Source organism: Paenibacillus hamazuiensis, from assembly GCF_023276405.1.
GTDB classification, from domain to species: Bacteria; Bacillota; Bacilli; order Paenibacillales; family NBRC-103111; genus Paenibacillus_AF; species Paenibacillus_AF hamazuiensis.
This window is the reverse complement of record NZ_JALRMO010000001.1, coordinates 5,937,020-5,950,424: the sequence shown is the minus strand read 5'-3', so window position 1 is coordinate 5,950,424 and position 13,405 is coordinate 5,937,020. Positions and strand designations below refer to the sequence as shown.

General features: G+C 55.6%; 10 protein-coding genes. 7 read left to right on the top strand and 3 right to left on the bottom strand.

The features are described from left to right. The first annotated feature begins 49 nt into the window (after positions 1–49). The 4 genes from MYS68_RS25830 to MYS68_RS25815 all read left to right on the top strand — a co-directional run bounded on the left by MYS68_RS25830 (position 50) and on the right by MYS68_RS25815 (position 7,122). Positions 50–1,840 carry a cache domain-containing sensor histidine kinase gene (locus tag MYS68_RS25830; RefSeq protein ID WP_248928602.1) on the top strand — a complete coding sequence of 597 codons (1,791 nt, stop codon included), beginning with the start codon at positions 50–52 and terminating at the stop codon, positions 1,838–1,840. Then, positions 1,815–3,368, top strand: a complete 1,554-nt coding sequence (locus MYS68_RS25825) for a response regulator transcription factor (RefSeq protein ID WP_248928601.1) — start codon at positions 1,815–1,817, stop codon at positions 3,366–3,368. The genes MYS68_RS25830 and MYS68_RS25825 overlap by 26 nt, the downstream gene beginning before the upstream one ends. Positions 3,369–3,408: 40 nt before the next feature. Next, positions 3,409–4,689 (top strand): ABC transporter substrate-binding protein, encoded by a 1,281-nt coding sequence (locus MYS68_RS25820; RefSeq protein WP_248928600.1) that lies wholly within the window; start codon positions 3,409–3,411, stop codon positions 4,687–4,689. Positions 4,690–4,815: 126 nt separating this feature from the next. Then, on the top strand, positions 4,816–7,122 hold the full coding sequence (locus MYS68_RS25815; protein ID WP_248928599.1) for a helix-turn-helix domain-containing protein: 2,307 nt from the start codon (positions 4,816–4,818) through the stop codon (positions 7,120–7,122). A 94-nt stretch (positions 7,123–7,216) separates the two neighbouring features. On the opposite strand, the gene MYS68_RS25810 is transcribed toward MYS68_RS25815, so the two are convergent. Then, positions 7,217–7,501 (bottom strand): DUF4183 domain-containing protein, encoded by a 285-nt coding sequence (locus MYS68_RS25810; RefSeq protein WP_248928598.1) that lies wholly within the window; start codon positions 7,499–7,501, stop codon positions 7,217–7,219. A 76-nt stretch (positions 7,502–7,577) separates the two neighbouring features. Continuing rightward, complete coding sequence (locus MYS68_RS38935; RefSeq protein ID WP_248928597.1) at positions 7,578–8,357, bottom strand: DUF4183 domain-containing protein; 780 nt, start codon at positions 8,355–8,357, stop codon at positions 7,578–7,580. Positions 8,358–9,518: 1,161 nt separating this feature from the next. Between MYS68_RS38935 and MYS68_RS25800 the strand changes: the two genes are divergently transcribed. The 3 genes from MYS68_RS25800 (at position 9,519) to MYS68_RS25790 (ending at position 13,044) form a co-directional block, all read left to right on the top strand. Further along, positions 9,519–10,487: an ABC transporter permease gene (locus MYS68_RS25800; protein WP_420852160.1), complete on the top strand. Its 969-nt coding sequence runs from the start codon at positions 9,519–9,521 to the stop codon at positions 10,485–10,487. 21 nt (positions 10,488–10,508) lie between these two features. After that, positions 10,509–11,390, top strand: coding sequence for a carbohydrate ABC transporter permease (locus tag MYS68_RS25795; protein WP_248928596.1), 882 nt, complete (start codon positions 10,509–10,511; stop codon positions 11,388–11,390). A gap of 118 nt (positions 11,391–11,508) precedes the next feature. Beyond that, on the top strand, positions 11,509–13,044 hold the full coding sequence (locus MYS68_RS25790; protein ID WP_248928595.1) for an extracellular solute-binding protein: 1,536 nt from the start codon (positions 11,509–11,511) through the stop codon (positions 13,042–13,044). On the opposite strand, the gene MYS68_RS25785 is transcribed toward MYS68_RS25790, so the two are convergent. Beyond that, a complete protein-coding gene (locus MYS68_RS25785; protein WP_248928594.1) occupies positions 13,020–13,355 on the bottom strand; it encodes a hypothetical protein in 336 nt (111 codons plus the stop codon). The genes MYS68_RS25790 and MYS68_RS25785 overlap by 25 nt on opposite strands. Positions 13,356–13,405 lie beyond the last annotated feature (50 nt).

Sequence of the window (13,405 nt, the reverse complement as noted above, 5' to 3'; positions counted from 1 at the left end):
CACGGTTACCTTCTTTGTCTTTAGAGAAAAGGAGCTGAGGTCAGTCATCATGAAGTGGCTCAAAAGAAGCTTGTTTGCCAAGCTGCTCGTCGGCATGCTGATTTCAGCGGTCATTCCTTATTCGCTTTTTAACGTATTTTCATATAAATCAACCTCCGATTCCGTGGAAAATCAAGTGATCGAGCTGAATCAGAACCTGATGGACGTCAACATGGACAACGTCAAAAAATATTTGAACGAGCTAAGCCGCCTTTCGGTTTCGTTTTACCAGGATCAGACGCTGCTCAGATACCTTAGAGCCTCCGAAATTTCCCCCTTACAGATGCTTTATATCAAAAACCAAGTGGATGCGATTTACAATCTTCGCCCGGAATTTCGCGCCGTCCGGTTCATGAGCGCAGCGGTAAACGGCCTTACGCTGTACAAGATGGATCCGAATATAAGCACCGAAGAAATCCAAAATAACCGGATGGCGGTGCCGCGCACGGAAGATGAGGGGTGGGGCGTAAAGATGAGCTATGAGGCGGCTTCGCTCGGCCGGGAAGACGTGCTGGCGATGCACAAGCTGCTGATCGACTACCCCAGCCCCAAAGTGCTCGGCGTCGTATCGCTGTACGTCGGCCTGGGGGAAATCAAACGGCTCATCCAATCGCAATCCGGCCCTTATGCGGGCGATGCCGTCTTTTTGTATATCCGGGGCGACAACCAGCTGCTCTACTCTTCGGAAAATAAAACGTCGCAGCCGAAGCTGGCGCTGTCTCCGGACGTTGACCGGGGAGCGCAGGACGGAGAGCTGCATGGAGTGAAGGGCGTATTCATCTACGTGAAAACCGACTTCCTCGGGCTTCCGCTGACCGCAGTCAAGTTTGTGCCGCGGGCGGCCATCGACGATTCCGCGAACCGGACGCTGCACCGGTCGCTTGCGATCCAGTTGATTGCCATCGGCTTTGTCATCGTGTTTGCGTTTATTTTGTCGTTTGTGACGATTGCGCCGATCAAACGGCTGCTGCAAAGCATCGCCCGGGTCGAGACCGGCAATTTCAACGTCAATGTCGCTTCGGGCCGGGAGGACGAGCTCGGCGTGCTGGAGCTCCGTTTTCAAACGATGATCCGCAGCATCGACGATTTGATGAACCGGGAATACCGCAACCGGCTCGAGCTGACGACCGCCCAGCTGAAAATGCTTCAGGCGCAGATCAATCCGCACTTCCTGTACAATACGCTGCAGTCGATCGGCACGCTGGCGCTCAGGCACGGTTCCCCGGAAATCAGCGACAAGATCGCGGAGCTCGGAGCGATTCTGAGATACAGCATGGACCTGAAAACGGAAGTGGTTCCTCTGCAAAAGGAAGTCGAGCACGTCCAGCATTATTTGTCTCTGCAGGCGGGGCGCTTCAAAAACAAGCTCGCTTATACGCTGTCGATTGCCGAGAACGCTTATCCGGTGCACGTGCCCAAGCTGATCCTGCAGCCGCTTGTGGAGAACAGCATCGTGCATGGCTTTGAGAGAGGGCGCGGCTTGGGCACGCTGCACGTTGCCGTGGAGCTGGACGACGAGCTGCGCATTCGCGTCATTGACAACGGAAAAGGAATGAGCCCGGAGCAAATCGCGCGCATTCGCCGCGAATATCTCGATTTTCAACTGCAATCGGGACAGAACGGCGGAATCGGGCTCGTCAATGTGCTGCACCGGTGCCGATTGTTTTTCGGCCCCGGTTTTGAATGGGATATGTTCAGCACACCTTACGAAGAAACGGTGATTGCGCTGCACATGAAGCCGTCACCCGACCTCGCGACGAAGGAGGAACAGGATAATGAAGGTGCTGATAGCGGACGATGAGGACCATGTGCGGGAAGGGATTGAGCTTGCGGTCGACTGGGAAAAATATGGCGTCACGGAGCTGCTGTTCGCCGAAGAAGGACAGACGGCCGTCGAGCTGATCCGCGCGCACCGGCCGGCGGTGATGTTTTGCGACATGAGCATGCCCGGAACGGACGGGCTGGCGCTGCTGAGGCAGGTGAGGGAGGAAGGCTTTCGAACCCAGATTATCGTCGTGAGCGGGTATGACGACTTCATATATACCCGCGCTTCCATTAAGGCGAGTGCCGTCGATTATATCCTCAAGCCGTTTAAAAAGCTCGATCTCGAGCAGGCGCTGGAGAAGGCGATCGGCGAATGGAGCAAGCAGGAAAGCAGCCAAAGTCTCGCCAGGGAAAACGAGCATCGCCTGCGGCAGGCCGATTCCTTATTGCATGAGCAGAAGCTGGCGATGTACTTCAAGGGAGAGATCGCTTTCCATGAAGGCATCCGCAGCTTGTTTTTCAAGGTGGGACTGCCGGAGCACGGGCTGCGCGCCGCACTGCTGCTTCCCGGAAACCGGGCGGAGCTGGTCGAACGCCGGTTTTACGGCGACGCGGAGCTGTTCGTCTTCGCGCTGAGCAATATCGCCCACGAGATGCTGAAGGACAGCGGCGCGTATTACTTGTGCCGGCTCGGCGATGATCAGTGGCTGCTGGTCACGGCGGCTTGCGACGGCGCCGGGCACGAACGGAGCGTGGAAAAGGTCGTTCGCGCCTGGAAGATGACCCTCGGCCTGAACACGCTCACCGGTATATGCGAAAGCGCGGCGAACGCGGATAAGCTGCCGGCCTCCGTCGCCGCGGCGCGCGCCGCTCTTCTGCGGTGCGAGCTGCTGCCCGCGGCGGGCGTGGATAAGCCGGTGCCCGAGCTGCCGAGCTTCGCCGGGCAAAAGCTGCTGCTGCAGAAAGCGCTGGAAAACGAAGACAAAACTTACGCCGCGGAAATCGTCCGTTCGTTCGCGGAATCGCTGCGCCGAAGAGGAAATCTCAAGCTGAAGGAGCTGCAGGCGTGCACGATTGAAGCCAACCTGCTGCTGCATTACGAATACCGGGCAAGAGGAGGCGGCAAGGAGCCGAGTGACATGCTGATCCCGCTGTGGATCAGCGATCTGGGCGAATGGGAGCGGGCGGTCATCGGAAGCTGGTGGGCGCTTATCGAGGAAGGTGCGCCCGACGGGCCGGGAAGTCAGGGGATTCAGGCGATCAGACAATATATTCACCGGAATTTTCACGAGAATATTTCGTTGTCCGCATTATCCGAACGGTTTCATTTCAGTCCGCAGTACATCGCGAGGAAATTCAAGGAAATGTACGACACGACCGTAGTGACCTATTTAACGGACGTGCGCATGGACAAGGCGAAATCGCTGCTGGAGCATACGGAGCTGTCCGTCATGCAAATCTCGGGCGAGCTCGGCTACGCCGATGAGAACTACTTCAGCAAGGTGTTCAAGAAGCAAACCGGGTTGTCTCCGCTTCAGTACCGCAAGCAGTCGAAGCACCACTGAACCGAATGGAATCGGAAGGAACCGAAGGGAGCGTACATCTATGAAAAAGCGGCTATCCGCCGTTTGCGCCGGCTTGCTCTTGACGGCCGCTCTTGCCGGATGCGCGGGTGCCGGCGAGCCGCGGCACGCAGCTGTGGACAAGGCGCGCAGGGACGCGGAGGACAAGAAAGTTACGCTGAAGCTGGTCCAGTTTAAAATCGAGATCACCGACAAAGTCAAACAGATGGCGGCCGATTACTCGAAAGAGCACCCGAACGTCACCCTGGAAGCGGAAGTGTCGTTCGACTCGGCCACGCTGCTGAAAACCCGTTTCGCCTCCGGAGACGAACCGGATGTGTTCATGGTGCAATCTTTTACCGATATTGCCGATTGGTCCGAACGTTTGGCCGATCTGGGCCGCGAACCGTGGATGGAGAAGGTGGCCCCTTCCGCCGTGCCCGGCATGACCGCAAAGGGCCGCAAGTTCGGTTTCCCGGTCGCCTTCGAGGGCTACGGCTTCGTCTACAACAAGGATTTGTTCCGCAAAGCGGGCATCGAGCAAGTGCCGGTTACGCTGACGGAGCTGAAGCAGGCCAACGAAAAGCTGAAGGCGGCGGGCATTCTTTCCTACAACGAGGCCTACAACATTTGGTGGGTGCTCGGCCAGCATTTGTTCAACCTTCCTTTTGCCTATGAGAAGGACGCCTTGGGGATGATTGACAAGCTGTACAAAGGGGAGAGGAAAGTAACCGACGTGGCCGCGATGAACGGCTTTTTCGATGTGCTCGATATGACCGTGAAGTTCGGAAAAGGCGAGGAGGCGGTCGGCGTCACGTACGACAGCCAACTTTTCGATTTTGCGACCGGCAAAACGGCGATGATGCAGCAGGGCGTATGGACGATCAATTCGATCATGAAAATCAATCCGAATCTGAACATGGGAATGTTTGCGATTCCGCTCACCGACAACCCGGACGATACGAAACTGCCCGTCGGCGTGCCGGGGTATTACGTGATCAACAAAAACTCCAAGCATATGGAGGAGAGCAAGAAGTTTCTGGAGTGGCTTCATCAGAACGGGCAAAAGTATTTGGTCGACTCCTTCAAGCTGTACCCTGCGTTTACCGACCTGAAGCCGTCGCAGGAGCTCGGCCCGCTGGCCTCCGACCTGAGCGCCTATATCGAAAACAACAAAACGCTTCCGTGGATACACCCGTTGTGGCCGTCCGGCGCCAACCGCGAGTTTGCGCTTCCGCTGCAAAAATACGTCGGCGGCCTTTACAGCAGAGAGCAGACGCTCAAGGAAGTTCAGGACATCTGGGAGGCGAGGGCGAAGAGATAGGGTTCCCGGGAAGGATAGTAAGATTCAAGAGGAAAATTGCCCCTGCCGCGGGCAGGCAGAAGGGATTAAACCCTGCCTGCTCGAACAAATAGAAGACATATTCTTTCGTAGGGGCGTTGATGATTGTTGGTCAAAAGCAGATTTTTCCGCAGGAGCCTGATCCTGATTCTGATCATTTCCAGCATTCCCGGACTTATCGTGAGCGGGGTATATTACTGGCTCGCCGGGGGACGACTGGCTAACGAAATATTGCAGCTGCACGAGGATCAAATCATGCAGAGGGCGGTCAATTTGGACGACCAATTTTCGTATCTGGAGACGTCTTTGGCTCATTGGGCGTTCGATCCGAAGTTCAATTTGAACCTGAAAACGATCGATTTGGGGCGCGAATTCGAGACGACGCGAGACATTATCAAGACGCTCAACGTGATGAAAGGGTCGAGTCCCCTGGCGAAAAATGTGGAGCTGTTTTTGAACGTTTCGCAGCCCTACCTGTTTAGCCGAGAATACGATGTGGTGACGGACCAGACGGTTTTTGACAGCTATTATCAGCTGCTGGGGCATCAAAAACTCGTCTTTTGGACGAAGCTTCCCGAAGACCCGCACGAACCGGCGAAGCAGGATCTGGCCCTCGTTCATAAAATACCGGGAACCGAGCCTTATCCGTTCGGAACGTTGATCATTCGGCTGGACAAGGAGAAGGCATCGGCTCTTTTGAAAACGCTAACTCCGTACAATGTCGGGGAAACGTTTGTGATGCAGATGAACGGGGAAGTGCTGCTGTCGAGCACGGGGATTGGAGGGGCGAATCCTTTTGAACAAGCTTTGAAGCGGGAGGTAGCCCAGAGAGGCATAAAAGCGGGGTCCTTTTTGTACAAATGGGAAAACAACACGTATACGGTGTCGTTTGGGACGTTTTCCCGAATCGGCACCGATTGGATTTACGTTTCCGCTTCGCCGATCAGTGTGATCACCAAGCCGGTCGTTTTCATTTCCAAGCTTATTTTGTCGGTCAGCTGCGCTTCGCTGCTGCTTGTCGTTATTTTATCGTGGCTGGCCTCCTACAAAATTTATACCCCGATCGACCGTCTCGTCCGCCTGCTGGGAGGCGACCGGCTGTTTGCGAAAAGCCAGGCCGACCATCACGACGAATTCAATTTGATCGAAAAAGAATGGCTCCACCTGACCCGGGAAAGCGCCGCGCTGCAGAACAAGCTGGAGCAGCAGCTTCCTCATGTGAAGGAAGGCTTTCTTCTTCAGCTCGTTCAGGGCTTCCTTTATTCGTATTCCGAAGAGGAACTGCTCGAGCGTATGAGAAACTTCGGCTGGGAAGTTGATGACCGGCGGTTTCTCGTGCTGCATGTCCAGTTGACCGGTTTCGAGCATCTGGAAGGCCGGTTCTCGCAAGGAGACGAAGGTTTGGTCACCTTTGCCGCTGCGAACATCATTGAGGAGCTGGCCGAAGGCCGGTTCGAGCAGGTGAATATGATCAACTTTCACGATCTGTCGGTCGGCTTGCTCATCATGATACCCTCCAGCCAGGCGTACAAGGAGGAGCTGGAGGCACTGTGCGGCGAAATGATGCAGGCGATCGATCATATATTGAAGCTGCAGGTTTCCATTACGATCGGCCGGCCGGCTTCCTCCATTAAGGACGTTCCTTCCCATTACGAGGAAGTGAGGGAAGCGCTCATCTACCGCAATTTTGCCAGCGAAAACCAGATCATCGATTTGGAATCGCTGAAGACCGAGCCATATGCGAACGAGCTTCGTTACCCGTTTGCGCTCGAGCGGGAAATTTTGCAAATGATCCGTACCGGCCAGAGGCAGGAGGCGCAAAGCTTGGTCGCTTTGTTCCTGGAAGAGCTGCTGGAGCGGGGAGCGAAGGAAATCGACGTCCAGCAAAGCATGCTGCAGCTGCTCGGCAGCATCCTTCATACGATCCGGCATTCCGGCATGGACCCGGTCCGCGTGTTCAAATCGAGCAATCTGTACGAGCAGCTTGCGCAAATCCGCGGCTCGCAAAAGATGCTGAACTGGTTCAACCACAAGGTGATTCAGCCGTTTATGCAGGAGCTCGAAGCGCGGGCCGACGTACAGATCAAGAAAGCGGTCGAAACCGCTCTGATCTATTTGCAAAACAACTACATGAACGAAATTTCGCTCGACAGCTGCGCCGACCATGTCGGCATGAATCCGGTTGTGCTGAGCAGATCGATCAAGCAGGTAACCGGAAAAAACTTCATCGACTATTTGACCGAGCTTCGGATGGACAAAGCCAAGGAGCTGCTGCGGGAGACGGATCTGAAAATGGGCGACGTGGCGGTCAGCGTCGGCTACCAGCACAGCTATTTCAACCGCATTTTCAAAAAACAGGAAGGCATCACCCCGAGCGAATACCGGGAGATGAGCCGCAGAAAATCACATCGCTAAAGTGGCATCGCTCTCTAACGGGAACCGCAAAATAAGAAACCGGCCTCTATCTGTGATAGAAGCCGGTTGTGGCGAAGAACAGGTGATTGCGAGATTAGGAGACGACGAACTGAACCACAATCGGGGTTCCGGGATCCAGAACATCGCCTCCGGGAATGGTAATCGTGGTGGTCGTCACGCTGGACGTATCCGCCGTTTGCATGAGGCCGTTAATATAAAGATTGTAATAATTGTACGTAGCGGGAAATGCCGTTGCAGCAGTGCCGGCATCGTTGGTGAAAGCCGTAGCGGCAATTGCAAACGTCGCGCCTGTCCCGGTTCCCGAACCGATGGTGGAGGTAAATCTTCGGCTGTTTTGATAAGGGGTTACGATTGGCATCGTTCCTCACCTCCTTTCTCTAGCACAATATATGCGGCGTGCTAGAGAAAGGTAAGGGGCATTCTACCAAAATTTGCTAGGTAACGATACTTGCGGCCAGTTGTACCGTTTCGAGAATGACCGGCGTTCCGGCATAAATCGTAGTGCTTTGAGCCGGGAAGGACAAGCCGGACGCACTGACGTTGTACGAACCGCCTGGCTGAACGATACCGTTAATATAAAGATTGTTGAAGCTGTCCGGACCGGTCCCGGCGAAGCTTGGCGGCATATTTCCATCGTCGTCGGTAAACTGCCCGGCCGGAATGATGGTCGGCACCGATAAATTCAGATCTGAACTCGGGAAATAAAAATAACGGTTTACCGTCGGAACCACCGTGATTCCGGGAACGATAACGGTTCCGGGCGGTCCCTGCGCACCTTGCGGCCCGGGCGCACCTTGGGGTCCCGTATCGCCAGGCGGCCCGGGAACCCCCTGCGCTCCTTGCGGACCGGGCGCACCTTGGGGTCCCATATCGCCCGGCGGCCCGGGAACTCCCTGCGCTCCTTGCGGTCCGGGCGCACCTTGGGGTCCCGTATCTCCTGGGGGCCCGGGAACTCCCGGCACACCTTGCGGACCGGGCGCACCTTGGGGTCCCGTGTCGCCAGGCGGCCCGGGAACTCCCGGCGTACCTTGCGGACCGGGCGCACCTTGGGGTCCCTCGTCGCCCGGCGGCCCGGGAACTCCCGGCGTACCTTGCGGCCCGGGCGCACCTTGGGGTCCCGTGTCGCCCGGCGGCCCGGGAACTCCCCGCGCTCCTTGCGGTCCGGGCGCACCATGGGCTCCCGTATCGCCTTGCGGCCCGGGAATTCCCGGCACACCTTGCGGCCCGGGTGCACCTTGGGGTCCCGTGTCGCCTGGCGGCCCGGACGCACCATGGGCTCCCGTATCGCCTGGGGGTCCAGGCGCTCCTTGAGCTCCCGCTGATCCCGGGCTGCCCGAAACTCCCCGTGGACCTTGCGGCCCCGGATCATCCGGCGGCCCCGGCACTTCCCGCGGACCGTGATCCCCTCCCGGTCCTGGCTCTCCGGTCTCCCCCCACGTATCTGAAATGTGTTCGGATTCATTCGCCGGCCACGCCGGCCATGTACGATACCCCTTTCTAACCTTATTCCCGCATCGGTGAAGACGCTTTTTCAAACGGCTGCGGGGAGGTCTGGCGCTTCTTGACCGGCGTTTTCGACTGCTGCGATTTTCACCCGATTCCGCTTTTCGGGGTTTTCCCATCCTTCTCCATTTCCGCGACGAACGTATAAGCCTGCTTTTTTTCCTCGCGGCACATTTCTTTTTCAAACATTTCAAAATTGCCACTCTCCTTGGGGCGTACGCTGTATATGTTCCTATTGATATGCCATATGCACATACAAAGAGTGGACGCATGTCTACAAGTGTGGAAGTAAATCCATTTTATGGTGGATGGTACGGCTCGTGGCATGTACATGCCCTTTCGACGTCGCACCCGAAGTATGCGTATCGAGAGCTACGCATTAGCTCTCCCGTGTCGCAGTGTAGCAAACGTGTCCTGAGGCACGCATCCTCTCTACCGGCACCGCACCAAAGGTAAAGCGTGTTGCCGTAGGTTTTGCAAAGCAAAACCATGGCAAACATACGCGGGCCAGCGGCACACACATCCTCCACCGGCATCGCGCCAAAAGTAAAGCGTGTCCGGCATAGGATTTTGGCGAAAAGCCCAAAATCCATGCCGGACAGACGCGACCTAGCAGCGAGCACTCCCGTACTGCGGGCGGGTCCAGGGCGCTTGGGGCGCATGGGGTCCCCCTTTAGGGGGATTTAGGGGGTGGTTCATAGATTTAAGGGGGTGAAGTGCTGCCATTAAAATTATCCAATACCCAAAGAAAAGTGCAAACACCCTATAACCATGCGGGTTTTGCCGCTTTTGCTCCCGTTAAAAAAGTCCGATTGTAGGAAAACTCCAAGCCGATTACAGTGAGGCTATCAGCATTACGAAGGAGTGAGAACATGAGTCAAGCTTTGGGTCCCGAACAAACGATGACGTCCGTTTCGAACGCGGCGCGGGCGAAGCGAAGCACGCTGCCGGCACGAATATTAAGAGACAGACACCTGCTGCTGCTGCTCCTGCCGGGACTGGCCTACTTTATTATTTTCAAGTACGTTCCGATGTGGGGGGTGCTGCTGGCCTTCAAAAACTACCAGCCCTTCGTCGGGTTCATGAACAGCGAATGGGTCGGATTCGACCATTTCAAACTGTTTTTCGCCGATCCGGCGTTTTTCCGCTTAATCCGCAACACCTTGCTGCTCGGATTCTACGATATGGTTTTCTTTTTCCCGGCGCCGATCGTACTTGCCCTTATGTTGAATGAAGTTCGAAACGCCTTCTACAAACGGTTTATTCAGTCGATCGTATACATTCCGCATTTTATTTCGATGGTTATCGTCGCCAGCATCACCTACCTGCTGCTCACGACTGAAGGAGGCGTCATCAACGAGCTGATGCTGAAGATGTTCGGGCATAAATTCGAATTTCTCACCAGTGAAAGCTGGTTCCGCCCGATGATCGTCACCCAGAGCATCTGGAAGGAAATGGGCTGGGGCACGATCATCTTTCTCGCCGCGCTGGCCGGAGTCGATCAGGAGCAATATGAGGCGGCCATCGTGGACGGCGCGAACCGGTTCCGCCAGATTTGGCACATCACGCTGCCGGCCATACGCGGAACGATCATCGTGCTTCTGATTTTGCGGATGGGGAATTTTCTCGACCGCGGCTTCGAGCAGATTTTGCTCATGTCCAACGCGCTGAACCGGCCGGTGGCCGAGGTTTTCGATACGTACGTCTACACCGTGGGCATCACGCAGGGGCAATTCAGCTACAGCACGGCGGTCGGATTATTTAAAGCGATCATCGGGGTTACGCTGGTGTTTACATCCAACTATTTGGCCAAAAGAGCCGGGCACTCCGGGATATTCTGAACGAAAGGGGAGAGGGGACCTATGCATACGCGCCATATGACTTTCAGCGAAAAAGTGTTTGGGGTGACCAACAGCGTCATCCTGGCGGTCATCGCCCTTGCCATGCTCCTTCCGATCATGTATATCGTGGCGGGTTCGTTCGCAAGCGATCTCGAGATCGGGGCCAGGTCGTTTTTTCTGATCCCTAACGAGGTTACGTTAAACGCTTACAAATACGTTTTCAAAGACAACGCGCTGCCGCGGAGCTTAGGGGTATCCGTTTTTATCACGGCGGGCGGCACGCTGGTCAATCTGTTTTTTACGCTGACGATGGCTTACGCCCTGTCGCGGAAGCAGATGGTCGGACGCAATTTCTTCGTTAAAATGGTCGTCTTTACGATGATGTTCAGCGGCGGCATCATACCCACCTACCTGGTCGTCAAAAATCTCGGTTTGCTCAATTCCTACTGGGCCGTCATGCTGCCCACGGCGATCAATGCGTTTAACCTGATTGTCGTCAAATCGTTTTTCGAGGAAATTCCGAACGAGCTGATCGAATCGGGGCGGATCGACGGCTGCACCGATATGGGCGTGCTGTGGCGCATCGTGCTGCCGCTCTCCAAACCGGTGATCGCGACGTTCGCTCTGTTTTACGCGGTGGCGCACTGGAACGATTTCTTCAACGCGCTGATCTACCTGACCGATGCCAAAAAGTGGCCGATGCAGGTGCTGCTCAGACAAATCGTGCTGCTGGCAACGGGAGCGCTCGACCAAGGAACCTATGATCCGACCTATGTGAAGCCGCCGGACCAGTCGATTAAAATGGCCGTTATCGTCGTAGGCACGCTGCCGATTTTGCTCGTCTATCCGTTTTTGCAGAAGCATTTTGCCAAGGGCGTGCTGCTGGGGGCGGTGAAAGGGTGACCTTTCATAATGCGGATTGTTGCAGGCAGCGGCCTTAAGGATCGGTAAGACGGCCGGCCGGTGCATGCTTCATCATAAACAAGTATACTTTGGGAGACCGTTAAAGGGAGGAAAAGGAATGACCTGGACAAACAAGAAAAAAACAATTGCCGCTGCGACCGGCGCGGTATTAACCGTATCCATGTTGGCGGGGTGCGGCGCAGGCTCGGATGCGAAAACGGAAGCGCCAAAAGCGACGGGCGGCAAAGAGGCTCCATATCCGATCTCGGTGATGCTGAAAAGCTACACCAACGATTCGGCGACGGCGGAAAGCAAGGTTTGGAAAAAAATTGAAGAGTACACCAACGTGAAGCTGGACCTCCAGTTCACGCCCGACGCCAACTACGGCGACAAGCTGAACATAGCGCTCGCGTCCGGCAGCTTGCCTACGCTGGTGTTTGTCAATAACGCGAAAATGTCCGCGGTGGCCAATGCCATTAACGGCGGCGCTTTTTGGGAAATCGGCCCTTATCTTAAGGATTATCCGAACCTCAGCAAAGCGAACCCGACGATTCTTAACAATACATCGGTGAACGGAAAATATTACGGTCTGTACGTAACCCGCCCGATCGGAAGGATGGGGATCAACTACCGCAAAGACTGGCTCGACAACCTGGGCATGAGGGAACCGACGACGATCGACGAGTTTTACAACATGCTGAAGGCATTCACTTACAACGACCCTGATAAAAACGGCAAAAACGACACCTACGGCATGGTCGTCACCCGTTTCGGCGGGCCTTGGGACATCATGCAAACGTGGTTCGGAGCGCCGAACAAGTGGGGCGAGAAGGACGGCAAGCTCATTCCGGCCCATTTGACGCCGGAGTATATGGAAGCGCTTAAGTTTTTCAAAAAGCTGTATGACGAGAAGCTCGTCAACCCGGACTTTGCGGTTTACGATTCGGCCAAGTGGAACGACCCGATCGTTAACGGGCAGGCGGGCGTAGCGATCGACGTGACGGAGCGCTCCTACCAAATCGACGAGAAGATGAAGCAAAACAATTCGAAGGGCTACATCGACATCATCGGCGCGGTGAGCGGCCCGACCGGCCTTCACAACCTGCCGACGGCCGGACATAACGGCATGTTCCTGATCTCGAAGTCCGCCGTCAAAACGGAAGCCGATCTGAAGAAGGTGCTGACCTTCCTGGATAAGACGAACGACAGGGAAATGCAAATTTTGATCAGCCAAGGCCTCGAAGGCGTTCATTACAAGGTGGAGGACGGCAAGCTGATTCCGATCCTGCTCGCTACCGATCCGATGACGCCGGACATCAACAACAAAAACATCACCCAGCTGCTGTCCTCGATCCCGTACCTGACGCCGGAGCTCTTCAAGCCGGCCACGCCGCTGCGGGCCAAATCGCTCGAGGTGCAGAAAGCGAACGAGAAAATCGTCGTTCACAATCCGGGCGAACCGTTTACGACGCCGACCTATACGCAAAAGGGCACGCAGCTCGACCAGATCGTCGAGGACGCCAGGACGAAATTTATCGTCGGCAAAATCGACGAAGCCGGCTACAAAGCCGACATGGAGCTCTGGAGGAAGAGCGGCGGCGACGATTATACGAAAGAGATGAATGAAGCTTACGCGAAAAGCAAGGGGAAGTAAACGGGACAGGTTAGGCGAAACCCGGCATTGGCGGAGACCAAGGCCGGGTTTTTGTTTTTTTGTGAGGCATCGCCATTTTCATCCGCCGGGATCTTGTGGGATAATACGGTCAAGGAAAGGATGGACCGGGGTTCGTGGACCGGAATGCAAGCTGTCGGGCTTTTGTCAAATTTGTTATGGAAAACTACACGATTTCGCAGGAACAGGCAGACTCTGTCGTCGAAGAATGTGTTTATGCCATTCGGGCTGTCCGCCTTGAGAAAGCCGGCGCCGGCTTTGTCCCCGGGAGCTGCCGTCCCGTCGAATGTCATCGATATTGCCTCGAGAAGCAAGGTCGGGCGCAATGAAGGTGCCCATGCGG

Bases quoted from the DNA above. Each gene is read 5' to 3' on its own strand.
- MYS68_RS25795 (WP_248928596.1), top strand. From the start codon at position 10,509: ATGCATACGCGCCATATGACTTTCAGCGAAAAAGTGTTTGGGGTGACC.
- MYS68_RS25790 (WP_248928595.1), top strand. From the start codon at position 11,509: ATGACCTGGACAAACAAGAAAAAAACAATTGCCGCTGCGACCGGCGCG.
- MYS68_RS25830 (WP_248928602.1), top strand. From the start codon at position 50: ATGAAGTGGCTCAAAAGAAGCTTGTTTGCCAAGCTGCTCGTCGGCATG.
- MYS68_RS25810 (WP_248928598.1), bottom strand. From the start codon at position 7,501: ATGCCAATCGTAACCCCTTATCAAAACAGCCGAAGATTTACCTCCACC.
- MYS68_RS25800 (WP_420852160.1), top strand. From the start codon at position 9,519: ATGAGTCAAGCTTTGGGTCCCGAACAAACGATGACGTCCGTTTCGAAC.
- MYS68_RS25825 (WP_248928601.1), top strand. From the start codon at position 1,815: ATGAAGGTGCTGATAGCGGACGATGAGGACCATGTGCGGGAAGGGATT.
- MYS68_RS25820 (WP_248928600.1), top strand. From the start codon at position 3,409: ATGAAAAAGCGGCTATCCGCCGTTTGCGCCGGCTTGCTCTTGACGGCC.
- MYS68_RS25785 (WP_248928594.1), bottom strand. From the start codon at position 13,355: ATGACATTCGACGGGACGGCAGCTCCCGGGGACAAAGCCGGCGCCGGC.